This is a genomic window from Bacillus infantis, assembly GCF_050107595.1.
Classification (GTDB): domain Bacteria; phylum Bacillota; class Bacilli; order Bacillales; family Cytobacillaceae; genus Bacillus_AB; species Bacillus_AB infantis_C.
Genome location: NZ_JBNILH010000013.1, coordinates 83,751 through 108,407, shown reverse-complemented (window position 1 = coordinate 108,407; position 24,657 = coordinate 83,751). Strand labels below are relative to the sequence as shown.

Genomic DNA, 24,657 nt, shown 5'->3' with positions numbered 1-24,657 from the left:
ATCTAAATAGTCTGGTGGCGATAGCGAGAAGGTCACACCCGTTCCCATACCGAACACGGAAGTTAAGCTTCTCAGCGCCGATGGTAGTTGGGGGCTCTCCCCCTGTGAGAGTAGGACGCTGCCGGGCTGTTTTAATAATACTTTTATCGTCGCGGGGTGGAGCAGTCTGGTAGCTCGTCGGGCTCATAACCCGAAGGTCGCAGGTTCAAATCCTGCCCCCGCAATAATCCATTTACATAAGGATGACAGCAGATTAAGGCTATAATAACTGCTATTACGGTCCCGTGGTGTAGCGGTTAACATGCCTGCCTGTCACGCAGGAGATCGCGGGTTCGATTCCCGTCGGGACCGCCATTTTAATAATTTTGAAGTTTACCAGACGGAACGGAGTTTCGTTTTTTTTATGCTTAAATATGAAGACCCGGCAACCTGCCGGGTCTTATTTTATTGCTGAAAACGTACTTAAGGGCCAAGAAAAAGGCTGCATCCGGTCTTTTTGCCCAATGCCTTAAAATCATGTACACTTATATAAGATATAATATATATAAGGTCCACCGAATAATTTTTCCATTTTTTCATAAACAATTACTTTACTGATAAAGGTGACTATAATATGAAGCAGTTTGAGTTTGTTTCCGGCAGCCCGGATACAACAATGGATTTTTCAAAAAGGCTTGCAGAGCGTCTTATGCCGGGTGATGTATTGACCCTGGAGGGAGATCTGGGTGCAGGGAAGACGACCTTTACAAAAGGCCTTGCCCAGGGACTGGGCATCCAGCGGAATGTAAGCAGCCCCACTTTTACTATCATCAAAGAATATATGGGCCGTATGCCGCTTTATCATATGGATGTGTACCGTGTAGAGGATTCCTTTGAGGATCTTGGGTTTGATGAGTATTTTGAGGGCAAGGGTGTTACCGTTGTCGAGTGGGCCCATCTCATTGAAGATCAGCTTCCGGAAGAAAGGCTTCAGATTGATATCCGGCACGGTGAGGCAGGAAGCAGAATGCTGATCCTTAAACCATATGGCGTTAGATATGAGGATTTATGTAAGGAGATATTGGGATGAAGGTATTAGCGATTGACACATCCAATTATGTGCTGGGAATAGCCATAATCGATGATGAGAAGGTTATAGGCGAGTATATAACGAATTTGAAAAAAAATCATTCTGTCCGGATCATGCCTGCGATTGAAACCTTGTTAAGGGATTGTGATTTGACTGCTGCAGAGATAGAAAAAGTCGTTGTTGCACAAGGGCCTGGGTCTTACACAGGTGTCCGGATCGGTGTTACGATAGCCAAGACATTGGCCTGGTCCCTGCAGGTTCCCCTAAGTGGTGTCTCAAGCCTTGCAGTGTCCGCCGCTTCTGCGGGACGTTACTTTGACGGGCTTGTATCTCCCTTGACAGATGCCAGGAGGGGGCAGGTGTATACAGGACTTTACCGGTATGAAGCGGGCAGGCTTGTGAACATTATTGAAGATCAGCTGTTATTATCTGCTGATTGGGCGGAAAGGCTGAAGCAATACGATGAGCCTGTCCTGTTTACAGGAAATGATGTTCCTCTCCATAAAGAAGTGTTAGCAAATACGCTTGGGGACCAGGCAAGATTTGCAGGCATGACTGATTATAATCCGCGGCCTTCTGAATTGGCACTGTTAGGAAAAGGTAAAGAAAGCGCCGATGTCCATACATTTGTTCCAAACTATATCCGTTTGGCAGAGGCAGAAGCAAAATGGCTGGAAAGCAAGAATAAGCCGGAAGCCGGGCAATAAGATCATGGGTTATTCATTTCGTTTTATGACAGAGGAAGATATCGACCAGGTGATGGTCATTGAGCATAAGTCATTTACGCTCCCGTGGAGCAGGGATGCTTTTATCAATGAACTGACTAAAAACCAATTTGCGGTATATCTTGTACTTGAGGCTGATGATGCTGTTATAGGTTATTGCGGAGCCTGGATAGTTGTAGATGAGGCGCATGTTACCAATATAGCTGTCCTCCCTGAGTACAGGGGAAGGAAGCTTGGAGAGGCCCTGATGAAGAAAATGGTGGAAGCAGCCAAAGAGCTGGGGGCTGTCACCATGACACTTGAAGCAAGAGTTACGAATATTGCTGCACAGTCATTGTATCGAAAGCTGGGATTCCAAGACGGCGGCATAAGGAAAAACTATTATACAGACAATCAGGAAGATGCGATTGTAATGTGGGTGAATTTAGATGAATAAAGATACATTAATTCTAGGAATTGAGACAAGCTGTGATGAAACAGCTGTTGCAGTCATTAAAAATGGGACGGAAATTGTGTCAAATGTAGTGGCATCGCAGATTGAAAGCCATAAGCGGTTTGGAGGCGTCGTTCCCGAAATTGCTTCCCGCCATCATGTAGAGCAGGTGACGCTTGTACTGGAAGAAGCCCTGCAGCAGGCCGGGATTTCCATGAAGGAAATAGACGCAGTTGCTGTAACGGAAGGACCAGGTCTTGTGGGGGCGCTGCTCATCGGAGTTAATGCCGCCAAAGCCCTTGCTTTTGCCCATAATAAGCCGCTGATCGGCGTTCATCATATTGCCGGCCATATTTATGCTAACCGCCTGATCACAGAGATGAAGTTCCCGCTTTTATCGCTTGTCGTATCAGGAGGGCATACTGAGTTGGTATATATGAAAGAGCACGGCCATTTTGAGGTAATTGGGGAAACGCGGGATGATGCGGCGGGTGAAGCTTATGATAAAGTTGCCCGCATTCTTGGGATGCCTTATCCCGGCGGCCCTCATATTGACCGCCTCGCCCATGAGGGAAGCCCGGCCATCCAATTTCCGAGGGCCTGGCTGGAGGAAGGGTCTTATGACTTCAGCTTCAGCGGACTTAAATCATCTGTCATCAATACCGTACACAATGCGGAGCAAAAAGGCATCAAAATTGCGCCTGAAGACCTGGCTGCAAGCTTTCAGGAAAGTGTCATAGATGTGCTCGTAACCAAAACGGTAAAAGCGGCCAAACAATACGAAGTAAAACAAGTGCTGCTTGCCGGTGGAGTGGCTGCCAATAAAGGGCTGCGTGCTGCACTGGAGCAAGAATTCAGCCTTCTGGAAGCCGAGCTGGTGATTCCTCCGCTTTCACTTTGCACCGATAATGCAGCCATGATCGCTGCTGCCGGCACCATTTTATTCGAAAAAGGGATCCGGTCAGACCTTGCACTTAACGCCAATCCAGGATTGGACCTCTCTCTTCATAACTAATATTATCTAGCCGGTTCATAGCCTAGCAAAGGTGGTGAACCGGCTTTTTTATGCCTCCAGTAATGTTATCAACAGATTTAAATTTCTGAATCTATTGTTAACAGATAAAGATGTGGATAACTATTAGGAAACCTGTTGAAACTGTGGGTAATGTGGATAAAAACATCTTTAAATGTGGATAATGTGGAAAACCCTGTGGAGTACAGTTAAATATACACTCTGTCTGTGCATAAAAATGTGAATAACCTAAATAAAGAACCAGGCTGTGGACGCCTGGTTCTGTTGATTAAAATGAAAGCCTATTCAGCAAGCTCAGCCCATTCTTCCATTAGCAGTTCGAGTTCTTCTTTAGCCTGGCTGTTATCCTTAGTGATGGCTAAAACTTTTTCGTGGTCCTGATAGATTTCCGGCTCGCAAAGCTGCTGTTCATAATTTTCAATAGATGATTCCAGCTGTTCAATCTGTGCTTCAATTTCTTCAAGCCTTCGCATCTTCTGCCTTTCAAGCTTCTTTGTTTCTTTATCCTGCATATATGACTGCTTATCTGTTTTTACAGGTGCAGCCTTCTCTTCTTTTGTTGTCTCCAACGCCAGAAGCTCAGCCTGTTCCTGCTTTTTATCCACATAATAGTCGTAATCCCCGAGGAATTCCGTTGCTCCGCTGTTTTCCAGCTCCAGCACTTTTGATGCAATCCGGTTAATAAAATAGCGGTCATGGGATACGAATAAAATCGTGCCCGGAAAATCTATCAGGGCGTTCTCAAGTATTTCCTTGCTGTCGAGATCCAGATGGTTTGTCGGCTCATCAAGGATCAGGAAGTTGGCTTTCTGCATCATCAGCTTCGAAAGGGCGAGACGCGCTTTTTCTCCTCCGCTCAGAGCGGATACTGGCTTTAAGACATCATCGCCAGAGAAAAGGAAATTGCCCAGGACTGTGCGGATTTCTTTTTCATTATGAAGCGGATAGTCATCCCATAATTCATTCAGGACACGCTTATTGGATTTCAGCTCAGCCTGCTCCTGGTCATAATAGCCAATCTCTACATTTGACCCGTAATCAATCCCGCCGCCAATCGCCGGCAGTTTTTTAATAATGGTCTTCAGCAGGGTCGACTTGCCTACACCATTGGGGCCCACGAGTGCGACGCTGTCACCGCGGGACATGCGGAAAGAAATATCCGCTGAAACCTTTTTTCCATCATAGCCTACCCCCAGGGAGTGGACCTTCAACACATCGTTGCCAGTCTGCTTTAAAATATCAAAGCTGAAAGTGGCTGATTTCTCATCGCCGAGCGGCCTGTCCATCAGCTCCATTCTTTCAAGCTTCTTCCGGCGGCTCTGTGCCCGCTTGGTTGTTGAGGCGCGTGCCAGGTTGCGCTGGATAAAGTCCTGCAGCTTGGCCACTTCCTCCTGCTGCTTCTCATACTGGCGCATATCCCTTTCATAGTTCTCGGCCTTTTTCTCCAAATAATAGCTGTAATTGCCCGGGAACTTAGAAATCTGCTGGCGGGTTATTTCGTATACCTGTGTGACGACCTTATCAAGGAAGTACCGGTCATGGGAAACGATAAGAATGGCTCCCTCATAGCCCTGCAGATATTGCTCCAGCCAGGATAGGGTTTCGATATCCAGGTGGTTGGTGGGCTCGTCCAGGATCAGGATATCAGGCTTGGTCAGCAGCAATTTGGCCAAAGCCAGCCTTGTTTTTTGCCCTCCGCTCAGGACAGATATTCTTGTATCATAACTAAAGGATTGGAAATTCAGTCCGTGCAGGATGGAGCGGATATCGGCCTCATACTGATAGCCTCCCTGTTCCTTGAACTGTACCTGCAGCAGATCATATTCCTTAAGAATCTTCTCGTAGGAACCGGGCTCATTGAATGCGCCGGGATCTGCCATTCTTTCTTCCAGCCGGCGGAGCTCCGTTTCCATCTCCCTCAGGTCCTTGAAGACCGAGAGCATTTCGTCCCATATGGAAAGAGCTGATTCAAGCCCTGTATTCTGTGCAAGGTAACCGATTGTAACGCCTTTCGGTTTGATGATTTCGCCTGAGTCATGGGACATATGCCCTGCTATTATTTTCAAAAGCGTTGATTTGCCAGCGCCGTTCCTGCCTACCAGGGCAATCCGGTCACGCGTTTGCACCTCAAGCTTTATACTGGATAAAATCAAGTCAGCTCCAAAGTACTTTGACAGCTGATTTACTTGAAGTAAAATCATTGTTCTCACCTCTGTATTCTAAAGGTTAGTGTATCGCATTCATTCTCTCACAGCAATAAGATGAAATTTGTGAAACATCATACAATATAGCTTACATACCTATTTAAAATAGTGTATGATTCTTTAGAGAGGTGTTTATGAATGTCAGAACTCACACATTTTAATGAAGAGGGCAGAGCCCGCATGGTGGATGTCAGCAGCAAGCCCGAGACTGTCCGGACTGCATCTGCTCACTCAAGTATAACGGTTAACAGTGAAATATACGAAAAAATAACCGGCAACAGCATGAAAAAAGGCGATGTTTTGGCAGTGGCCCAGGTAGCTGGCATTATGGCCGCCAAAAAGACGTGGGAAATCATTCCTATGTGCCATCCCATTCCGCTGACCGGCATCGATATTTCTTTTGAATGGGAAAAAACAGAAGAAGAAGATTACCGGCTTAATATTTCTGCCCAGGTGAGGACAAAAGGGTCTACCGGAGTCGAAATGGAAGCGCTGACAGCAGCGAGTGCCTGTGCGCTTACAGTCTATGATATGTGCAAGGCTCTCGATAAGGGAATGATTATCGGCCAGACCTATCTTGTTGAAAAGACAGGCGGAAAAAATGGGGACTTCAAAAAAGAATAGCAGACAAATACAATAGAAATCAGCAGGGTGGGGGGAAAAGCTATGTCAAATGAAGCCATTAAAATACCGCAGGCAACAGCCAAGAGACTGCCGCTGTATTATCGATTTTTAAAGAATCTCCACTCTTCAGGTAAACAGAGAGTATCCTCGGCGGAGCTCAGTGAAGCTGTGAAGGTGGATTCTGCTACAATCAGAAGGGATTTTTCTTACTTTGGTGCGCTTGGGAAAAAGGGCTATGGCTATAATGTTAATTATCTGCTGTCTTTTTTCCGCAAGACACTGGACCAGGATGAAGTAACAAAGGTTGCCCTCATCGGTGTAGGCAACCTTGGGACCGCTTTTTTGAACTATAACTTCCTGAAGAATAATAATACAAAGATAGAAGCAGCATTTGATGTTGATGCCGGAAAAGTAGGCACAGATATTGGCGGGGTGCCTGTTTTCCATATGGATGATTTGGAAAGAATATCTGAAGAGCACGGCATTAAAGTCGCTATTCTGACTGTGCCGGCGCCGGTTGCACAAGCCATAACGGACAGGCTTGTAACAGGAAGCATCAAGGGCATCCTCAACTTTACACCGGCAAGGCTCACTGTTCCTTCTGCCATACGGGTACATCATATCGACCTGGCTGTGGAGCTGCAGTCGCTGGTCTATTTCCTGAAGCATTATCCTATGGAAGTCCTTCAGGAAGCGGAAGCAGAAGAGTAAGGTTCCGGAATGTGACAATTATAGCAAAGTTAGCATTTCGGATAGAATTATACAAGCGTTAGTGGTATCATCAATATGATAGATAAAGGGAGGTGAGGCGCAATGATGAATTTAGGAATGGGAAGCCTCTTGCTTATTGTTTTTGTCGCTTTGCTGATTTTTGGACCGAAGAAGCTGCCTGAGCTTGGAAAAGCTGCCGGCAATACCCTCCGTGAATTCAAATCCGCTACCAAAGGGCTTATGAATGACGAAGATGAAGAGAAGAAAAAAGAAGTTAAGTAACATAAGGATGTAATATGTATGAGTCATAAGGATATGACAATTTACGAACATATAGGCGAATTAAGAAAACGGCTTGTCATGACAGTCGTTTTCTTGTTCTGCGCGATGATTTTAAGCTTTTTCCTCGCTGAGCCTCTGATTGTGTATCTGCAGGGCGCCGATGAAGCGAAAGAGCTGACGATGAACGCATTCCGCCTGACGGATCCAGTCAAAATTTATATGCAATTTGCTTTTATCATAGCTTTTGTCATGACATCTCCGGTCATCCTTTACCAATTCTGGGCATTCATCAGTCCGGGGCTGTATGAAAAGGAACGGAAGGTCACACTGAGCTATATTCCCGTCTCTGTGATATTGTTCATTGGCGGGGTGGCATTTTCATACTTTATTCTTTTTCCGTTTGTTGTGGACTTCATGACCCGGATTGCGGACAGGCTTGATATCAATCAGGTGATCGGGATCAATGAATATTTTCAGTTCCTGTTCCAGCTTACGATTCCGTTCGGGATCCTTTTTCAGCTGCCGGTTGTCATCATGTTCCTGACCAGGCTTGGCATTGTCACACCGATGTTCCTGTCAAGCATCCGTAAATATGCGTATTTTGTGCTGCTTGTCATCGCGGCCTTTATCACGCCGCCTGAGCTGCTGTCGCATATGATGGTAACAGTGCCGCTGTTGCTTTTATATGAACTGAGCATTTTCATCTCCAGGTTTTCGTATAAGAAAGTGCTGGAGGCCGAAGAGCTGCGGGCAAAGGAAATGGAAACCAAATAAAAAATGAGCCTGAGATGAGGCTCATTTTTTTTGGTTATTTTTAATTTGTTTGATCTTATAGTGAAAGGCAATCATCCGAAGGCCTGAACCGAAATCAAAAGTTGCCAGAAGCACGAGCAGATACGTGAAAAATCCCCATTCACCGGTTTCATTTATATTCTGAATCGCGAAGTAAGTAAACAGCACGCCCAGAAATATATAGATGAATCCGGAAAACAGCGGTGACTGCCTCATTTAAAATCCCCCAATAAAACTTTGAATTTGTTCCATTTCTTCTATCCACTTTTGTAGTTTATCCTGATTCATTTGAATGATGACTACCAATGTATTCATCGACACATGCGCAAAAATTGGGACTAGGATCCGCTTGGTCCGCACATACAGGAACGCGAATGTGAAGCCCATTGCAGAATACAGAAGCACATGCTCAGGCTCAAGATGCGCAAATGCAAAAATCACTGAGCTGATCAGGGCCGCCAGGAAAAAGTTCATCCTTTTATGAAGGGCGCCGAAGATGACCTTCCGGAAGACGATTTCTTCAAGAATCGGGCCGATGATGCTGCTGACAATCACGACGAGCGGCAGGGTCTCAATGATCCTGATGATCTGCTGGGTGTTTTCAGAGCCCATTTCAATGCCGATCAGATTCTCAATATTAGCTGCAAGCGACTGTGCAAACAAAGCCAGGAAGACACCGGCAATTGCCCAGGCGATAGAAGCAAGCGGGGACGAAGCACTGCGGTCAAGCGTCTCCTTTGATTTAAATTCCTTCCGCAGCAGGAAGAGCACAAGTATCAGGGCAACTGTAAAGCTGAAAACAAGCCAGTAGGCTACAGACAGTGCCTGCACTTCCGCCGGGCTGCCGCCGGATATAGTTCCGATCACTGCAAAAAGCGGAACTCCAAGGTAGCTCGATAACTGCATGCCTATATAAACAATCAGGATTATCCAATATTCATTCTTCAAAAGTTTATTCTCCTTTATCTAAAAACATGCCATACATACCATTCTACTAATAATGAGCATTTATCACAAATAAGAGGGCGCCGTAATGAAATAGATAGAATAAAATCTTATCCTCCTCCATATACTAAAAGGGTTGGCCAATTTTTCATGGCTTTGTCAGTACTCCATGTTCATTTTGCCTCATCCGTGTGAAGCTCAGTATCACACAGCCTTATACATAGAAGCAGCACATTTTTAACAAATTTTTTTATGCGTCCCACTTGCAAATAAAGTGAAGATTCATTAATATAATAATTGTGTTAGCACTCATTGGATGAGAGTGCTAATAAATAACTACATAAAAGATTTGAGGAGGTTGTTTCACTTGTTAAAGCCACTAGGTGATCGTATTATTATCGAGCTTGTTGAAACGGAAGAAAAGACTGCAAGCGGCATCGTACTGCCAGACACAGCTAAAGAGAAGCCTCAGGAAGGCAGAGTTGTAGCTGCAGGTACAGGGCGCGTTCTTGAGAATGGCGAGCGTGTTGCACTGGAAGTTGCTGCTGGCGACACGATTATCTTCTCAAAATATGCCGGTACAGAAGTAAAATACGAAGGCAAAGAATACTTAATTTTACGCGAAAACGATATCCTGGCAATTGTAGGCTAATAGCCCCCGTACGCCGGAAATTATACACACCATAATACTTGAGGAGGTTTTTTTACAATGGCTAAAGAGATTAAGTTCAGTGAAGAAGCCCGCCGCGCCATGCTGCGTGGAGTGGATTCCCTTGCAAATGCGGTAAAAGTTACTCTTGGACCTAAAGGACGCAACGTGGTTCTTGAGAAGAAATTCGGTTCACCTCTTATCACAAATGACGGTGTTACCATCGCAAAAGAAATCGAGCTTGAAGATGCATTCGAAAACATGGGTGCTAAGCTTGTAGCTGAAGTAGCAAGCAAGACTAACGATGTTGCCGGTGACGGTACAACAACTGCAACTGTCCTTGCACAGGCTATGATCCGTGAAGGTCTTAAGAACGTAACAGCAGGTGCTAACCCAATGGGCATCCGCAAAGGAATTGAAAAAGCTGTTACAGCTGCTGTAGAAGAGCTTAAGTCCATTTCCAAGCCAATCGAAGGTAAAGAGTCCATTGCACAGGTTGCTGCAATTTCTGCTGCTGACAATGAAGTCGGACAGCTGATCGCAGAAGCAATGGAGCGCGTTGGCAACGACGGCGTTATCACAATCGAAGAATCAAAAGGCTTCACAACTGAATTGGATGTTGTAGAAGGTATGCAGTTCGACCGCGGATATGCATCTCCTTATATGGTAACTGATTCTGACAAAATGGAAGCTGTCCTTGAAAATCCATATATCCTGATCACTGACAAAAAGATCACAAGCATCCAGGAAATCCTTCCCGTTCTTGAGCAGGTTGTACAGCAAGGCAAGCCATTATTGCTTGTAGCTGAAGATGTGGAAGGCGAAGCGCTTGCTACCCTAGTAGTGAACAAACTTCGCGGCACATTCAATGCTGTTGCTGTTAAAGCTCCTGGCTTCGGCGACCGCCGCAAAGCTATGCTTGAAGACATCGCTATCCTTACTGGCGGTGAAGTGATCACTGAAGAGCTTGGACGCGATCTTAAATCTGCGACAATCGATTCTTTAGGACGCGCTTCTAAAGTGGTTGTTTCCAAAGAAAACACAACAATCGTTGAAGGCTCTGGAGACAGCGCTCAAATCGCAGGCCGCGTGAACCAAATCCGCGCCCAGCTGGAAGAAACAACTTCTGAGTTCGACCGTGAAAAGCTGCAGGAGCGCCTTGCTAAATTGGCTGGCGGTGTAGCAGTTGTCAAGGTTGGAGCTGCAACTGAAACTGAACTGAAAGAGCGCAAGCTTCGCATCGAAGACGCCCTGAACTCTACTCGTGCTGCAGTAGAAGAAGGAATCGTTTCCGGAGGCGGCGTTGCCCTTCTGAACGTATACAATAAAGTGGCCTCCCTTCAAGCTGAAGGCGACGAAGCGACTGGTGTCAACATCGTGCTTCGCGCAATGGAAGAGCCTGTACGCACAATCGCCCACAATGCTGGCCTTGAAGGCTCTGTCATCGTTGACCGCCTGAAGCGCGAAGACGTAGGCACTGGCTTCAACGCAGCTACTGGCGAATGGGTAAACATGATCGAAGCTGGTATCGTCGATCCAACTAAAGTAACTCGTTCAGCCCTTCAAAACGCTGGATCTGTTGCGGCTATGTTCCTGACTACAGAAGCTGTAGTTGCTGACAAGCCGGAAGAAAATGCCGGCCCTGCAATGCCTGATATGGGCGGAATGGGCGGAATGGGCGGCATGATGTAATCAGCCACCCGTAAACGTTGATATACCAAGGGTTGAGGGCGGTTTAGATAGCCTTCAATCCAATAAAAGTCACATATCGCTCACAATTCCTGCGATTTTGTGATTTGGAGAATGTTGCTGAAGTGATTTTTAATCCTTTCGGCAGCATTCTTTTTCATTTTATTAGTAACATGTGTATAAACCCTCATAGTCGTTTTCATATCATCATGGCCTACTCGTTTCATAATAGTCGGAAGGTCGATTCCTGCCTCAGCCATCATACTAATGTGTGTGTGTCGGAAAATGTGGGGAGTAGCATGTTTTTCGATTGAAGTCTTTTTTAAGATCCTTTGCATTCGAACAATTAGGTTTTTTTGAATATAAGGATATCCATTTTCTCTGCAAAAAATAAAATTAGCATCGTGATAGTCAGGATACTTAGTTCTATTGGCCAGTTTGATTTTGTTTTGCTTTTTCTTATGCTCTCTGAGCAAGGCAATAATGTCATCATCAATATCAAAAGTCCGTATTGATCCGGGTGTCTTTGGTGGAGTCAGTTCATATTTCTTCATGTTGTTTTCGGGGTTGTATAGTGTCTTTGTGATACGAATTTCATTTGTCTCCCAATCTATATCAGACCATTTTAAAGCACAAAGTTCTCCCGACCTCATCCCGGAAAAGGCGAGTAAATAAAAGCGTTCTAGGTCGCACTCCAGTCCATTCTTTTTAACCGCCTCCAGAAATTCGAACAATTCATCGCGTTCCAGGTATTCTTCCTCAATGGTCTTATTCTCAATGTCTTCAACCGTCAGCTTTTTGACGGGAATTACAGCTCCAGTGCATGGGCTATCTTTCCTCATCTTTTCTTTAATGGCATATTTAAAAATCATATTCGCAGTAACGTGAACACCTTCAATGGTTGTCTTTGCGTAATTTTGGTCATCCAGATCGTTTAAAATCTTTTGGTGCATTCTAGTGGTAACTTTATCAATATTCACCTTTGCAATGTACCTTAATAATATCTTTATTTCTTTCTGGCGGACGCGAACTGTGCTGGATTTGACTTTGCCTTTTGCATATATGTCGAGCCACTCCCAAGCTACATCTTCAAAATGCAGTTTTTTTACTCTCTTCTCATCAATTCCATCATCCTCCAATTTACGTATGGCTTCTATCACTTTTTTTTCAGCTTCTTTTTTCGTATCTGCCCGTCTGGATATCTGCTGCCTTTTGCCTGTGACAGGATCCGGAGGACCATCAGCGACACATCTCCATTTATACCCTTGCTTGTTATTGGAAGGAATCTTACTGAAATATGCCAAAGTCACTCACTCCTTATATGCTTTATAGAGTTCTTCATAAAAAAATGTTGAGCTTATTTTGCTCTCATACATTTCTAATCTTCTCTTTGCAAACAAGTAAGTCACCTTAAATGTTTCTGCAATTAAATGAATAGCTTGTCCGCGTGTAAAAGGAAATTTTAAATTTTGCAGCATAAATGTCGGTATGCAAAAATGTAAAGAAAAATAACGGGCCTGAAACTCCTGAAGTTGCAAAAATTCCTCTGACATAATCATTTGGTTACCGAAATGGCGCAGAGCATGGCATAATTCATGACCAAAGTCTTCCCATTGTTCTTGAGTGGGTAATCTTTCATCAATAATAACTTTCTCTTTATATATGCGACTGGACATATTTTCAAAGCTAACTACCATACCTAATCTATATGCAATTTCAGTAAGGTCCAGTTGATGAGGATGAAAGATTCCAATGTCATAATAAAAGTCTTTTATCCAGTCCTCTAACAAGGATGTTGGGTAGTTCATAAAATCCTCCACACTTGGGAATGTATGTTCGTTTTTTGGTTAAAAGAAAAGCCCAGGGGAGGGCCAATTATCATTTTATTTACCAACCACTGTAAAAACAAAACACGTACTTAGTGTTTTATTATTTTTTGTCTCGATCCCTGATTATCTCCCAAAACTTAATAAGCTCTTCAATCTTTTCTTCTGGAGCATCCATCAAATCCTTAAAGAATACCTGAGTTTTTGGGTCAAGAAAATCTTTCCACATTTCATCAGGTGAATTAGAACTTTTATTGCCTGTAAGTATGTAATCAATAGACACTTCATATAAATCGGACAATTTTTTTAATGTATCATAATCGGGTTGCCTTTTGCCGGATTCATAACTGGATAGTGTGTTGTTTTTGATTCCGATCTTGTCAGCGACAAATTTTTGAGTGTAACCTTTTTTATCCCGACATTGCCTTAATCTTTCTCCAAAATTCATACTGGAACAACTCCTACCATAATCACTTCTTTTTCCATACTACCACCATTTCTCTATGTGAGAAATATAATTCACGAAATGAGAATAAAATCCTTTACATTCTCAAAACGAGAATATATAATCAGGGTACAAGGTTCACAAAACGAGAATGTAAGGTGGTGTCGTTATGAAAGAACAACTTGGTACCCGTATTAAAGAGTTGAGAGTTGAAAAAGGACTAACTCAAACTGATTTTGCTAAGAAAATAGGGTATAAACACCCTTCAATTATCAGTGAAATTGAATCAGGAAAAAAAGGAATAAGTGCTGAAAAATTACCGGAAATAGCTAAGGTTTTGGGAGTTGAAATTAATTCGCTTTTTTTTACGCAAAATGTTCACGTTTCGAGAACTAGAGTCAATACAGCTTAAGGGGGATTCTAAAATGCAAAATAATCTCAGAGATCTTGAACAACAAATCGCCAGCCTTCAGTTAAAAGCACTTATTCAAAAGGCATATGAGCAAGGAGTAGAAGACGGTAGAGCTAAGTTTTCTGCCCCGGCGATTATGACTAGGACCGAAGCAATGGAGTTTCTCAAGTGCGGGGCAACTACCATGTCAGAACTTATGAGACGACCTGATTTTCCGGTTGTCAGAGAGTTCGGCGTTAGGATCCCAACACACCTGCTTATGAAATGGATAGAGCAGCACACCAATTGGGTTGAGCAAAACACTAAATTTTATGAGCAAGAGGCTATGTGATTTTATTTACCTTCATGTTAGCAAGTTTTATCAGGATTGAGTATTCCAATTTGGAATATTGAAAGGGGGTGAACGTAATGAAATTCGGCGCTGTTCTGCAAGCATGCAGGGAACGGGCCGGTCTATCACAAGAAGAATTAGCACATCAGTTGAATCGCACTCAGTCTTGCGTTTCTAAGTATGAAAAAGACCGGAAGATCCCGGATATGCACACTTTTTTACAATGGATTCAAGCAACTAATACACCAGAGATCGCAGTCGCATTCTTATATGGAATGGACGGTATCAATCTTATCCAACAGCTATTGCCTCTAGTAGGGAGTCTGGTTTGCTGGTTTTAATTGAACCCTTTTTAACTGTCATGGAGGTGAAGAGTTGTCCGCAATCGTCTGGTACCTGTTAACCTTAGCTGCTGTCCTTATGGGGATAGTTGTAATTGATTTTATGAAAACAGAAATAACGGGGGGAAAAGAAAATGTTCGAAAACAAGGAAACTGTTGAGAACGTTGAACAATTTTTAGAAACTGCCTCTAATACTTTCGGATCTGACTTTAAAGAAAAAATCAGTGATGATGTCGCCAGGGCAAAAGGGGATAGGGATGACTTCAAAATTATAGTGAACACCGAAAAAGTCTTTGTTACTGTCTTATTCTCGACTGCTCGCTCTGTAAAATACTATTCAATGTCTAAAAAGAGAAAGGTTATCGTAGAGGAGTTCCATATCTGTAAATATGAGTGTAAAGAGATGTTGGAGCTTATGGGAAGCGTACAAGAATTCAGAGAGGGGTCTTAAATTTGAAACAGATACTTAAGTTTAACAGCAACAATCACTCTATGATACTTACAGCCATGACAGCCTTTCAGCAGGATCTTGAGGGGATGGGGCAACGTCTTTTCGATATCGCTTTCAATAAGGTGGAGGGAGCAAAACCTTCAGTGGAACTGGACGGAATGGAGATGATCTATGTCACACAGTCTTTAAATAAATACGGAAAACAGCTTCGGAAAATGGGCAGGATGGATGAATCAGAACAGTATAGATTGCTGGGGGCAGAGGTTGAGAGGATCCGTTTTAACTTCCAGTACACAAACGGCCCGAAAATTGGCAAGAAAAAAGCAGCAAGTGCTTGAACACTCACTGCCTTTAAAAAAGTAATTTTGGGATAAGACTACATTAACATATATTCTGTTTTGCGGCAAGATTCGGGCTTGCCGTAATGGCCAGGAGGAGTCATCTCTACCCTCCTCTACCCTTTGATTGTTCCTGGCCATTACGGTTCGAACCGAATATAGCAGAAAGGGGAAGAGTCAATGGCTACCCGCCAAGAAAAAAAGGAAATCCGAATTGAAATCAACAATTTATTATCTTCTGAATGTGGCGCCTGCGAGTATCGTAATGGCTACGATAACATGACCTATTGTATAAGGGAATGTCCTATCGGCCAAAAAATGCAAGAGTTGTCATCTCGGCTCGTTGGGAACTTAAAACAGTTTGATGAATCTTTTGATGAAAGGCCTTTGAAAGCAGGCAGCTGGTCAAAAGAGGAAGAAACTTATCTCCTAAATCATTCTAAGCACTTTTCAACTTCACACCTTGCTATGAGGCTGCACCGGTCCTCGCCATCAGTGACCGCAAAACTCCACGCACTTAGAAAAAAGCAACACGGAAAAGCTGTCTGAGGCTGTGAAAGGAGGGAATAAAATATGCTCTTTTCGGTCGATTTCGATATTAGGATAAATGAATCATTCTGTACTGTCCATACAGCATTCGTGCCTGCTGAAAGCGTGTCAGAGTGTATGGATATAGCCGAAGGAATGAAAGAAACTATACCGGCAAATAAAGACCATTATGTCCACATTTTTATTGAACAGGTGGAGGACTTGATTTGTTAGATTACCACTCAAAAGTATTGCTCCCAAAATGGCTTCTGGATCAACAAGGAACTATGCCGGAGCAAATTTTTTTAACCCGTGTGCGGAAATATTTAACTAGATACCCAGATTACGCTTTGATATCCATTGAGGGTGCATTTGCCCTTTGCAATCGGGTTGAGGAAGGAGAGAAGGAAGATGAGCAAACTCTTATAGAGTAGTTCCAGTCCTATCGATAACATGTTGCTGCCACCGATTGTGCTATTCTGATTAACAGAATAAGTCATGGAGGGATTTAAATGAAAAAGTTAGAAATCAATCATCTTTATTTAATAGCCGGTAAATTGAGTTTGAATGAAGCCGTGTTGTTAACCCATCTGAATAATCTGATTTGCGACAGTAAGCATTATCTTTTAGAGAATCGGTGGATTGCTAAAACCTATGAAGAACTTGCTAGAGAACTTCCCTTTCTATCAATGAGCACAATCAGAAGAACAATAAAAGAACTTGAAAAGAAGGGATATTTAATCAGCAACAATTTTAATGAGAATCCAATGGACAAAACAAAATGGTATGCAATGGATCACAATAATCTTACTGATCTTATAGATTCATAAGGAAAGGCGGTTTTTCAAGTGGTAACAGGTTGCTCCGCAGTTGACGATATGAACCAGTTAAATATTCAAGGTAATGTTGTACCTATGCAGTGGTACAAAAATATCACTTTTAAAAATAATAAACCGAATTTTGTGGCAATTACACTATTGAGTGACATTGTCTACTGGTATCGTCCCACTGTTGTAAGGGACGAGCTTACTGGGCAGATTGTTGAAACTAAGAAAAAGTTTAAGGCCGATATGCTACAAAGAAATTATCAGGCATTTTCCGACCAATTCGGTTTCACGAAGCGGCAAGTTAAAGAAGCAATGGACTTTTTGGTTGAGCATAACCTGGTTGTTAGGCAATTTCGAGACATAAAAGCTGCTTCTGGCATTTCTGTTAACAACGTCATGTATTTGGAACCGGTGGTTGAAAATATCAAAAAGATTACGTATGAGGAAATCGATATTACCCTCCTACGTTCTAACGTACCCCCTCATACAATAAATGGGGACGACCTCCCACACTCTGTCGTATCACCCTCTTACGTTGGAACGGAGGACCCTCCTACGCCAGAACGTAGGACAAATACAGAGATTACTACAGAGATTACTACAGATAAAAAAGAAGAAGAAGAGGGGCCCGCGCCTGCTCATGAAAATCCATTCCGATTCTTTGAACAAAATGGATTCGGAACCATTGGAGGATACATCCAAGAAAAAATCAGCAGCTGGTGCAATGATCTTAATGATGAGCTAATTGTTAAAGCAATGAAAATAGCCGTCGAACGTGGAGCTAAAAGCTGGAGCTACGTTGAGAAGATATTAATCAACTGGGCTGAAAAGAAGATTACTAGTGTCAAAGAGGCCGATGCTCTTATCATGGCCCACCAAGAGCAATCTAGTAAGCGCAGAACAGGTGTTAGAAAACCTTTTGCTCCGGTACGCCAAGAACAGCTTCCGGACTGGTTTGATGAACCAAAGTTTCCTCCGCCAGTGGCTGCACCAGCCGCAGTTGATGACAAGGCTACAGCCGAAAAGCGAAAAGCCTTGGAGGAGCGGATGAAAAAGTATAGGACCCAGGAGGAGTAAACCATGGCGATACTTATGGATCAAGTTCAAAAACGAAAGCAGTTCATCATAAAGCGACTTATTCAGTCCGGTCACTCTAATGCTGAAGACCATAAGAAACTGTCGGACTCCACCTTGACCGACCTTGAACGAATGTACATTGACATGGCATGTAACTTTGGGCGGGAAATCTCAATGGATATTGAGGTGTGATCACCATGAACAACCTAACACTCGGTCAGTTATATTATCTGGCCAGACGAACGGTAATACACAGAAATGCGGCGATCGCTGAACTAGAAAGGAGGGTTATCCGTGAAGCTGCTGATTGGCAAAAAGAGTCAATGTTCTAACTGTGAGAAGGTATTCTCCATATCTTCTGATGAAGTCCAATATTGCTCTGTGAAATGCAAAGAGGAGCATAACCTTTTCAGGGTTGTCGGGCGTACGGAAATTAAAAAGCTCCCCTTATACGAGCTACATATCAGGTGTTCTAAGGGAGAGGCTGACGCACTGAAGGAATGGGAAAGGCGCTGGGAAAACAGCTATCCCAGAATGGGACAAGGCAGGCGGCCCCCGGATAAGCCGAAAAAGATGTTGAGGCTGATTAAACGATGAGCACAGCGCAAGAAAAGACTTGCCCAGAAAACAGCTGCGTGATGTGCGGAGGGGAAGCTTCTCCCGGGGAGCCCGATGATTTATTAAGCTTTATCTGCAATGAGTGCTTGGAACAAAACTTCAGTTGATGAGGAGGAACTCTGATGCAACAGCTCGATCTCTTTAGAGAAATCATAGTCGATAACTTTGCCGGCGGGGGCGGTGCCAGCACAGGAATTGAAATGGCTACTGGCTTATCTGTAGATATTGCAATCAATCACGATCCGGCTGCCATTGCCATGCACAAGGCCAATCATCCAGATACAGAGCATTATTGCGAAAGTGTCTGGGATGTGGACCCGAAAGAAGCCTGCCGCGGCCGCAGGGTAGGGCTGGCTTGGTTCAGTCCTGATTGTACGCATCATTCAAAAGCCAAAGGTGGAAAACCTGTTAAACAGGAAATCAGAGGTTTAGCCTGGATAGCGGTTAAATGGGCTATTGCAGTAAAGCCGCGGGTCATCATGCTTGAGAATGTAGAGGAATTCAAAGATTGGTGCCCATTGGATAGCAAAGGCAAACCACGAAAGGAATTGAAGGGTGTCACGTTCAATAGCTTTGTAAAAGCTTTGGAATCATTAGGTTATGAAGTCCAATTTAGGGAGTTGCAGGCCTGTGATTATGGGGCACCGACCATAAGAAAAAGATTTTTTATGATTGCACGCTGTGATGGGAAGAAGATAATTTGGCCGGAGCCTACTCATGGAGATCCGCAGAGTCCGGCTGTACAGCTTGGAAGAAAAAAGCCTTGGAGAACATCAAGCGAAATTATCGACTGGTCCATTGGAGTACCGTCAATATTTGACCGAAGGAAACCTTTAGTACCTAACACTCTGAAACGGATCCAAAGAGGCCTTGAAAGGTTTGTTCTTGAGGATGAAAACCCCTTTATGGTGCCAGATGAACATAAGGCGGCTTTCTTAATCAGTTATTACACAGAACAATCCAGTAATGAGGTAAGGGGGCTTTCCTTAAAAACTCCACTTCATACCATAACGGCGGGAGGCAACCGATTTGGATTAGTGACTGCCTTCCTGATGAAATATTACGGTCAAGGGGTGGGGCAAGGGTTAAAAGAGCCATTGCACACCATCACTACCAGAGATAGATTCGGTCTGGTAGCAGTTAAATCAAATGGATACGCCATCTCGGATATTGGGTTACGGATGCTGCAGCCACATGAGTTATTTGCCGGTCAGGGTTTCCCTAAGAACTATATTCACCAGATCGGTACCAAATCTGATCAAATAAGAAGAGTAGGTAATTCAGTACCACCAGCTTTTCCAGATGCCTTGGTAAGAGCTAATCTTCCGGAAATGTGTATAGCAAATGACCGATATAAGGTTTCTAGGAGGGATATATCTTGAGAGATGTCTACAGCTGCCAATGCGGAGAAGATTTTTCTGTGAAGGATGGCAAGGAGCCTACTTATTGCCCATTCTGCAGCAGCCCATATATAGAGTTTAGCCATGAGGTTTCTGGGGGGAGTGACTCATACCGTGCATTTAAGGAGGGATTTTATGAAAAGGATTGATGAAATAGTTAGTGAGCTATCAAATGAAGAATTAAAACAGGGCTTCTTAGAAATCACTGACTGGAGGAAAACTGGAGTCCTTTCAAAAGGCGTTGTCCGTAGTGCTCACAAAAAATATACAGAACAGGGTGATTTGGACTATCCAGTTTACTATATGGAAAACCCATTCTTAAATGAAATAGTAAAGAGACACTACGACAAATAGTGAACTATACGTGAAGGAAAGCGAGTGAGTCGAATGAGGGTCAGAAGAAAATACGATGCTTTATTTGAGCCAATCGAAAACCCTTCCGTTGATAATCTGATATGGGTGAAATGTGAGGATTTAAAGGGTGTTATTCATTATGAATATTGCAATGATGGGACACAGCAAGATTATGAAATGACACCAGTGGAGTTGCTGGAATACAGAAAAGTTTAATGAACTATACGAAAAAATAGCAAAGCAAGAGCCATTCTTGATGAAATGTTAAGGGTTAGCCCTTGCTCGTGTGATTTCCATATCCGATTTCCGCTGATGCAGATATGCATTGTCACACAAAAGACTATGTCCAGTTAAGACATATCCACACTTTGTATCTTAATTAAAATTGCGACTTTCCCTTAAGCGTTATTTACGTGCAAAACACGAAGGGCTGTCTAAACCCCTTTCGGGTGTGGAGTCAAAGGTCTGTTTGACTTTACACCAGTTATTCATCGGTGATGTCCAGCAAAAGGTACTAGTTAGATTCAATAAAGATTAGTGTAGGTAAATTGTATTAGAAAAACTAGTTGTTTGTAAATGGCATCCAACAAAAAGGAGTGTAGTTATGGTTGGGAAAATTGAAGTATGGTATATGACTGAAGAAGAATTAGCAGCATACGTGGCCAAGTATCCTATCAAGCAACCGAAGAAGGGCTCAAGAAAGGGCTCAGCTCAAACGAGTCCAGATTATAAGTGGAGATCTAAAAAAGCAAATGAAAGCAGCCTAAAGTCGAAAAGAGCATAAAAAAAGCCAGGATTTCCCCCGGCTACCCATCTAAATTATATCATAGGGGGCAATCCTGGTGAACATGGATTTGTTGAGAATGGTTGCAGAGATAGACTTAAAGAAAAATGCTACCTATATAGTAAAAGATGAAAAACTTATTCTTGTGAGCAGTCCGCCAAATGGATATGGCAAGCAAGTGATTGCCTGGCAATCAGGCAAGGTATCTCACTACGAATTAAATTCCACCCATAAATTATAAGTCTACTGGAACAACCAGGGACACTAGCTGAACGCTTAATGCGTTTGCTTAGTGTCCTTTTATTTTGGAATGGAGGGGAAATAATGGGACAATTAGAATTTCATTTAGCAGCCATTGATCGGGATGAAACAAAGAGGAAAGTGGAGGAGGCATTAGAAAAATACCGCGTTTACCTTCTATCTCAAGAAATAGATCAATTGCCTTCTGTCACTCAAAATTTTTCACTTGTACCACCTTCGACTACAAATAAATTCAATTCCTCAACTGAGAATGCCGCCATTCATAACGTGGATTATAACCGGGAACGGACGGAGTACATTACCAGGGTCCTTGCTGCAGTCAATAGGCTTGGCTATAAGGAAAGAGCTATTATCATTCGCCGGTATATGAATGATGATGATATCTTTGATTACCAGGTCTACAGCGAGCTTCATATGAGCGAGAGGACATATCACCGCTATAAATCAAAGGCCTTTTACAAATTGGCATTCGCTCTCCGGATTGAGATCTATGAAGATAAGGAGGTACATGGAGCATGAACTATGTACAGCCAATACGTGATATAGAGAAAGTAGAAGCCATAAAGGCATACTTGAAGGAGGAGAGTGAACGTAATTATTTCCTTTTCTTAATGGGAATCAATACGGGCCTCAGAATTTCAGACATCCTAAAGTTAAAAGTAGGTGATGTGAAGGACAAACACATTATCATTCGAGAACAAAAAACCGGTAAGCAGAAATGGATATTAATTACTCCGGCTCTGAGGCGCGAATTAAAAAGGTGTATTACTGAGCAGCCAGATGATGAATATATATTTAAAAGCCGGCAGGGAGAGAATAAGCCTATTGGAAGAAGTATGGCTTATAAAATACTTCGAAAGGCTGCAGCTAAATTTAAGCTTAAGGATATTGGAACTCATACAATGAGAAAAACTTTTGGATATCATTTTTATCAACAGACAAAAGATGTAGCAATGCTTCAAGAAATCTTCAACCACTCCACGCCGGATATTACGCTAAAGTATATTGGCGTTAACCAGGATGGAATGGACAAAGCGATGAGCAGGTTTAAAATATAGCCTGCTTATCGCTTTTTTCTTTTTGTTTTATTCAGTTAATCATAAAAAGTGTAATGTGGAACTCAAATTAAGTAGTCTGATTTTATCACTTGTATCAAGGGGTGCAGCCCTTCGGGCAGTTACACAAAATATAAGATATGGTGAACTGAATTGAGTATTATGGTATCATAAAAACCAAAAGGGAATATCTGGGGGAAAAGAAATGGCAGAAAGAAATTTTTATGGATACCAAATTGATTTTCAAGAAATTAGGAAAGATGAGAATCAAAAAGAATATTACAGAGACTTTTGGAATGCTACCCATTTCAAAGAATTAGTTGCTGACATTCTGGATAATAATCCTAATGATATAAAACAAATTCATAACGGTTGGTTTATTTTACTGGATCAAATAGACGAGTATGCAGAAAAATATTTAGTGAATGGTAAGGAAGAAGAGCATAATTATCTAGTTGGCAGATTCTTATATGCTGAGTATGGCTATGTTGGGAAATTAAGACACGTAGATACACTTGCACAAAGAGATAATAATAAGTTGCCGAGGGAAGGAGAAGAAAAGTTTGTTTACTTTTATCTGCGACAAAGCGACGGGCTATTACTTCTCCAAGGTGATATGAAAGTAATTAGATCAAAAGTAGAAGATTATTTTGCTAAATTCGGGAAAGAATACATGGAAAATCATGATATTCACGATCTTTCTATCCGTACTCTCTTGAGAGGAGACTTTATTGACGAAGTAAATAGATTGGATGAGGTATCAAAGATTGAAATCGAACTTGCTGTTGAGAAAACTAATTCTTTCGAGAATGAGTTAATGACGAGGGCCAGACAACAGGCTAAAGAGTTTGAGGCGAACTACGCTACCATAATTATGCAGTCAAAATATAAGAAAGATGGATTAAAGAAGATTGGTGAATATATTGAAAAAATTAAGCCAAGAGGAACAACCGCACCTATAAAAGGGGTAAACAATATCAAGGTTATAGGAAAACAAGAAGGAGAATTTAAACGGGTTTACTTAAGCAAGATATCTGAGAAGTATACATTAAATGTTGAAGTTGATGAAAAGAAAAATATTGACTCCGATGATTTATATAATAAAGTTAAAGATGTAGGTCGAAAAAGGGAAGAGCTATGGAGGGATGAATAATGGTCCAACGGACCCAGCTTTTCTGGAAAGCTAATAAATTCCCAATTGAAGTGTCAATAAACTATCTAAGATTTTCTTCAAGATCAGAAAAAGTTTTTGATTTCATAATACCGTTATTGCTTACAGGGCTGATAATGTGGTTAGTTGTCTCTATTGATCCTTCCTCGAGCACTGTCCTTAAAGGCATTAAAGACATCAACAATCAAACTTTAACTTTTATTTCAATACTGGCGGGATTTAACATTGCGAGCATCTCAGTTTTAGCAACTTCAGGCTCAAAATTATTAGAAGATCTTCGGAGAGAACGCAGTACCAAGTTTCCTGAAAAGACTTTATTCGAAATTATGATGACGTTTTTTTGTGCTGCTGTTGTCACTGAGTTTTTTATTATTTTTATCGGAGTATTATTGCTGGTCATATCTTCAATAATTAATCTTCCCATAGATTTCAACATTAATATCTGGTGGTGGATAATTATTTTGCTATGGATTTATATGCTTATTACCACTATTTTTGTTTCAGTCAGGAACCTGAAAATACTTTTTACAATAATGGTAAATGAGGAGTATTAATCGTGGCAGGATTATGGCAGAATCTTGAACGATATTTTTAAGACTTCCTTGTTATTATGGTATTAACGAAATATATCAAGACGGCACTTAATCGGGTGTCGTTTTTTATTGTATAAGGAAGGAAATTCACTCTTTTTGTAGAATCTTTGTAATGAAGGAGTGAGAGTAATGACTAACAACCTATTTTTTCAAAATTTTATCGAATCGTTATGCAGGTGGTCTAAAGAAGTAACTGAAAAATCAATTATTAAAAGAACCCTGGTTATTGTAGGCTTTGACTTAGGTTTAGATGTAGACGAAAAGGATGATATAGAAAAAATCAAAAAACGATTACAATTCTTAATTCAAGATACAGGTTTAAGTGAAGAGTTTTTAATATTAAGTTTAGCCGATAGAGTGAGTTATCATCTTAAAAATGAACTCTCTACTCATGGGCAAGCAATTATCCTAAACGAAAAACTTATAAGCCGCAACAAAGAATCGGGAATGGGACCGAGAACTGAGGTTATGGAAAGCACCTTGAATATCCTTAAGGACAGGAAGTATATTTTAAATCAAGAGTATGCAATTGATAGGTGGGAGAAGATTAAAGCAGAAACATTTACTTTGGCAAATATAAGAAAGTGGAATGACTTGTCTTCCGAGATTGAGGAATGGAAGTTATCCAAATAACTGGGTATTTAATTCAAGCTCTTGTCACAAATTGACGAATGATAGGAATTGTCCA

General features: G+C 42.2%; 37 protein-coding genes, 2 tRNA genes and 1 rRNA gene. 34 read left to right on the top strand and 6 right to left on the bottom strand.

Translation table 11 applies throughout. The features are described from left to right. Positions 1–10 precede the first annotated feature (10 nt). The 7 genes from rrf (at position 11) to tsaD (ending at position 3,242) form a co-directional block, all read left to right on the top strand. Positions 11–127: ribosomal RNA gene (gene rrf, locus ACQCVH_RS22535) — 5S ribosomal RNA — on the top strand. A gap of 23 nt (positions 128–150) precedes the next feature. Then, positions 151–224: transfer RNA gene (locus tag ACQCVH_RS22530), tRNA-Met, on the top strand. A 54-nt stretch (positions 225–278) separates the two neighbouring features. After that, positions 279–354: transfer RNA gene (locus tag ACQCVH_RS22525), tRNA-Asp, on the top strand. Between the two features lie 259 nt (positions 355–613). Beyond that, the gene (tsaE, locus tag ACQCVH_RS22520; RefSeq protein ID WP_426837835.1) at positions 614–1,069 is read left to right on the top strand and encodes a tRNA (adenosine(37)-N6)-threonylcarbamoyltransferase complex ATPase subunit type 1 TsaE; all 456 of its coding nucleotides are present in this window, start codon (positions 614–616) and stop codon (positions 1,067–1,069) included. Then, a complete protein-coding gene (gene tsaB, locus ACQCVH_RS22515) occupies positions 1,066–1,776 on the top strand; it encodes a tRNA (adenosine(37)-N6)-threonylcarbamoyltransferase complex dimerization subunit type 1 TsaB (RefSeq protein ID WP_426837834.1) in 711 nt (236 codons plus the stop codon). The genes tsaE and tsaB overlap by 4 nt, the downstream gene beginning before the upstream one ends. Before the next feature lie 4 nt (positions 1,777–1,780). Then, the gene (gene rimI, locus ACQCVH_RS22510) at positions 1,781–2,230 is read left to right on the top strand and encodes a ribosomal protein S18-alanine N-acetyltransferase (RefSeq protein ID WP_426837833.1); all 450 of its coding nucleotides are present in this window, start codon (positions 1,781–1,783) and stop codon (positions 2,228–2,230) included. Beyond that, positions 2,223–3,242, top strand: a complete 1,020-nt coding sequence (gene tsaD / locus ACQCVH_RS22505; RefSeq protein ID WP_426837832.1) for a tRNA (adenosine(37)-N6)-threonylcarbamoyltransferase complex transferase subunit TsaD — start codon at positions 2,223–2,225, stop codon at positions 3,240–3,242. Before rimI ends, tsaD begins: the two co-directional genes overlap by 8 nt. Positions 3,243–3,541: 299 nt before the next feature. On the opposite strand, the gene ACQCVH_RS22500 is transcribed toward tsaD, so the two are convergent. Next, positions 3,542–5,461 (bottom strand): ABC-F family ATP-binding cassette domain-containing protein, encoded by a 1,920-nt coding sequence (locus ACQCVH_RS22500; protein ID WP_426837831.1) that lies wholly within the window; start codon positions 5,459–5,461, stop codon positions 3,542–3,544. A gap of 141 nt (positions 5,462–5,602) precedes the next feature. Between ACQCVH_RS22500 and moaC the strand changes: the two genes are divergently transcribed. From moaC to tatC, 4 genes are all read left to right on the top strand, one after another. Continuing rightward, positions 5,603–6,088, top strand: coding sequence for a cyclic pyranopterin monophosphate synthase MoaC (gene moaC / locus ACQCVH_RS22495; RefSeq protein ID WP_426837830.1), 486 nt, complete (start codon positions 5,603–5,605; stop codon positions 6,086–6,088). A 42-nt stretch (positions 6,089–6,130) separates the two neighbouring features. Then, positions 6,131–6,799 carry a redox-sensing transcriptional repressor Rex gene (locus ACQCVH_RS22490; RefSeq protein WP_426837829.1) on the top strand — a complete coding sequence of 223 codons (669 nt, stop codon included), beginning with the start codon at positions 6,131–6,133 and terminating at the stop codon, positions 6,797–6,799. A 102-nt stretch (positions 6,800–6,901) separates the two neighbouring features. Beyond that, positions 6,902–7,081: a twin-arginine translocase TatA/TatE family subunit gene (locus ACQCVH_RS22485; RefSeq protein WP_009795807.1), complete on the top strand. Its 180-nt coding sequence runs from the start codon at positions 6,902–6,904 to the stop codon at positions 7,079–7,081. An 18-nt stretch (positions 7,082–7,099) separates the two neighbouring features. After that, positions 7,100–7,855, top strand: a complete 756-nt coding sequence (gene tatC / locus ACQCVH_RS22480; RefSeq protein WP_426837828.1) for a twin-arginine translocase subunit TatC — start codon at positions 7,100–7,102, stop codon at positions 7,853–7,855. A gap of 21 nt (positions 7,856–7,876) precedes the next feature. Here tatC and ACQCVH_RS22475 read toward each other — a convergent pair whose 3' ends face one another. After that, the gene (locus ACQCVH_RS22475; protein ID WP_009795809.1) at positions 7,877–8,089 is read right to left on the bottom strand and encodes a YdiK family protein; all 213 of its coding nucleotides are present in this window, start codon (positions 8,087–8,089) and stop codon (positions 7,877–7,879) included. Further along, positions 8,090–8,821, bottom strand: coding sequence for a CPBP family intramembrane glutamic endopeptidase (locus ACQCVH_RS22470; RefSeq protein WP_426837827.1), 732 nt, complete (start codon positions 8,819–8,821; stop codon positions 8,090–8,092). 364 nt (positions 8,822–9,185) lie between these two features. On the opposite strand from ACQCVH_RS22470, the gene groES reads away from it, so the two are divergent. Next, a complete protein-coding gene (groES, locus tag ACQCVH_RS22465; protein WP_129614105.1) occupies positions 9,186–9,470 on the top strand; it encodes a co-chaperone GroES in 285 nt (94 codons plus the stop codon). 57 nt (positions 9,471–9,527) lie between these two features. Continuing rightward, entirely contained in the window at positions 9,528–11,159 is a 1,632-nt protein-coding gene (gene groL, locus ACQCVH_RS22460) for a chaperonin GroEL (RefSeq protein WP_426837826.1), read from the top strand. A gap of 80 nt (positions 11,160–11,239) precedes the next feature. Here the strand turns inward: groL and ACQCVH_RS22455 are convergent, their stop codons facing one another. From ACQCVH_RS22455 to ACQCVH_RS22445, 3 genes are all read right to left on the bottom strand, one after another. Beyond that, positions 11,240–12,460 carry a tyrosine-type recombinase/integrase gene (locus tag ACQCVH_RS22455; RefSeq protein WP_426837825.1) on the bottom strand — a complete coding sequence of 407 codons (1,221 nt, stop codon included), beginning with the start codon at positions 12,458–12,460 and terminating at the stop codon, positions 11,240–11,242. A 6-nt stretch (positions 12,461–12,466) separates the two neighbouring features. Further along, the gene (locus tag ACQCVH_RS22450; RefSeq protein WP_426837824.1) at positions 12,467–12,964 is read right to left on the bottom strand and encodes an ImmA/IrrE family metallo-endopeptidase; all 498 of its coding nucleotides are present in this window, start codon (positions 12,962–12,964) and stop codon (positions 12,467–12,469) included. Positions 12,965–13,085: 121 nt separating this feature from the next. Then, positions 13,086–13,430, bottom strand: coding sequence for a helix-turn-helix domain-containing protein (locus ACQCVH_RS22445; protein ID WP_426837823.1), 345 nt, complete (start codon positions 13,428–13,430; stop codon positions 13,086–13,088). A gap of 166 nt (positions 13,431–13,596) precedes the next feature. Between ACQCVH_RS22445 and ACQCVH_RS22440 the strand changes: the two genes are divergently transcribed. From ACQCVH_RS22440 to ACQCVH_RS22340, 21 genes are all read left to right on the top strand, one after another. Continuing rightward, complete coding sequence (locus ACQCVH_RS22440; RefSeq protein ID WP_426837822.1) at positions 13,597–13,839, top strand: helix-turn-helix domain-containing protein; 243 nt, start codon at positions 13,597–13,599, stop codon at positions 13,837–13,839. A 13-nt stretch (positions 13,840–13,852) separates the two neighbouring features. Continuing rightward, positions 13,853–14,170 carry a hypothetical protein gene (locus ACQCVH_RS22435; protein ID WP_426837821.1) on the top strand — a complete coding sequence of 106 codons (318 nt, stop codon included), beginning with the start codon at positions 13,853–13,855 and terminating at the stop codon, positions 14,168–14,170. Between the two features lie 77 nt (positions 14,171–14,247). After that, complete coding sequence (locus ACQCVH_RS22430) at positions 14,248–14,511, top strand: helix-turn-helix domain-containing protein (protein ID WP_426837820.1); 264 nt, start codon at positions 14,248–14,250, stop codon at positions 14,509–14,511. A gap of 134 nt (positions 14,512–14,645) precedes the next feature. Further along, positions 14,646–14,963 (top strand): hypothetical protein, encoded by a 318-nt coding sequence (locus tag ACQCVH_RS22425; protein WP_426837819.1) that lies wholly within the window; start codon positions 14,646–14,648, stop codon positions 14,961–14,963. 2 nt (positions 14,964–14,965) lie between these two features. After that, complete coding sequence (locus ACQCVH_RS22420; protein ID WP_426837818.1) at positions 14,966–15,301, top strand: hypothetical protein; 336 nt, start codon at positions 14,966–14,968, stop codon at positions 15,299–15,301. Positions 15,302–15,481: 180 nt separating this feature from the next. Next, positions 15,482–15,850 carry a zinc-finger domain-containing protein gene (locus ACQCVH_RS22415; RefSeq protein WP_426837817.1) on the top strand — a complete coding sequence of 123 codons (369 nt, stop codon included), beginning with the start codon at positions 15,482–15,484 and terminating at the stop codon, positions 15,848–15,850. A gap of 24 nt (positions 15,851–15,874) precedes the next feature. Continuing rightward, complete coding sequence (locus tag ACQCVH_RS22410) at positions 15,875–16,063, top strand: hypothetical protein (protein WP_426837816.1); 189 nt, start codon at positions 15,875–15,877, stop codon at positions 16,061–16,063. Next, on the top strand, positions 16,057–16,263 hold the full coding sequence (locus ACQCVH_RS22405; protein WP_426837815.1) for a hypothetical protein: 207 nt from the start codon (positions 16,057–16,059) through the stop codon (positions 16,261–16,263). The genes ACQCVH_RS22410 and ACQCVH_RS22405 overlap by 7 nt, the downstream gene beginning before the upstream one ends. Before the next feature lie 78 nt (positions 16,264–16,341). Further along, positions 16,342–16,659 (top strand): hypothetical protein, encoded by a 318-nt coding sequence (locus ACQCVH_RS22400; protein WP_426837814.1) that lies wholly within the window; start codon positions 16,342–16,344, stop codon positions 16,657–16,659. 18 nt (positions 16,660–16,677) lie between these two features. Beyond that, the gene (locus ACQCVH_RS22395; protein ID WP_426837813.1) at positions 16,678–17,733 is read left to right on the top strand and encodes a DnaD domain-containing protein; all 1,056 of its coding nucleotides are present in this window, start codon (positions 16,678–16,680) and stop codon (positions 17,731–17,733) included. A gap of 3 nt (positions 17,734–17,736) precedes the next feature. Then, positions 17,737–17,925, top strand: coding sequence for a Fur-regulated basic protein FbpA (locus tag ACQCVH_RS22390; RefSeq protein WP_426837812.1), 189 nt, complete (start codon positions 17,737–17,739; stop codon positions 17,923–17,925). A 548-nt stretch (positions 17,926–18,473) separates the two neighbouring features. Further along, positions 18,474–19,733, top strand: coding sequence for a DNA cytosine methyltransferase (locus ACQCVH_RS22385; protein ID WP_426837811.1), 1,260 nt, complete (start codon positions 18,474–18,476; stop codon positions 19,731–19,733). Positions 19,734–19,886: 153 nt separating this feature from the next. After that, complete coding sequence (locus ACQCVH_RS22380; RefSeq protein ID WP_426837810.1) at positions 19,887–20,105, top strand: hypothetical protein; 219 nt, start codon at positions 19,887–19,889, stop codon at positions 20,103–20,105. Between the two features lie 24 nt (positions 20,106–20,129). Next, entirely contained in the window at positions 20,130–20,321 is a 192-nt protein-coding gene (locus tag ACQCVH_RS22375) for a hypothetical protein (RefSeq protein ID WP_426837809.1), read from the top strand. A gap of 388 nt (positions 20,322–20,709) precedes the next feature. Next, on the top strand, positions 20,710–20,889 hold the full coding sequence (locus ACQCVH_RS22370) for a hypothetical protein (protein ID WP_426837808.1): 180 nt from the start codon (positions 20,710–20,712) through the stop codon (positions 20,887–20,889). A gap of 64 nt (positions 20,890–20,953) precedes the next feature. Then, a complete protein-coding gene (locus ACQCVH_RS22365) occupies positions 20,954–21,130 on the top strand; it encodes a DUF3954 domain-containing protein (RefSeq protein ID WP_426837841.1) in 177 nt (58 codons plus the stop codon). Between the two features lie 83 nt (positions 21,131–21,213). Then, positions 21,214–21,669, top strand: coding sequence for an ArpU family phage packaging/lysis transcriptional regulator (locus ACQCVH_RS22360; RefSeq protein WP_426837807.1), 456 nt, complete (start codon positions 21,214–21,216; stop codon positions 21,667–21,669). Then, on the top strand, positions 21,666–22,208 hold the full coding sequence (locus ACQCVH_RS22355; RefSeq protein WP_426837806.1) for a site-specific integrase: 543 nt from the start codon (positions 21,666–21,668) through the stop codon (positions 22,206–22,208). Before ACQCVH_RS22360 ends, ACQCVH_RS22355 begins: the two co-directional genes overlap by 4 nt. 202 nt (positions 22,209–22,410) lie before the next feature. After that, positions 22,411–23,358 (top strand): hypothetical protein, encoded by a 948-nt coding sequence (locus tag ACQCVH_RS22350; protein ID WP_426837805.1) that lies wholly within the window; start codon positions 22,411–22,413, stop codon positions 23,356–23,358. Then, complete coding sequence (locus ACQCVH_RS22345; protein WP_426837804.1) at positions 23,358–23,930, top strand: hypothetical protein; 573 nt, start codon at positions 23,358–23,360, stop codon at positions 23,928–23,930. The genes ACQCVH_RS22350 and ACQCVH_RS22345 overlap by 1 nt, the downstream gene beginning before the upstream one ends. 168 nt (positions 23,931–24,098) lie before the next feature. Continuing rightward, entirely contained in the window at positions 24,099–24,602 is a 504-nt protein-coding gene (locus tag ACQCVH_RS22340; RefSeq protein ID WP_426837803.1) for a hypothetical protein, read from the top strand. Positions 24,603–24,657 lie beyond the last annotated feature (55 nt).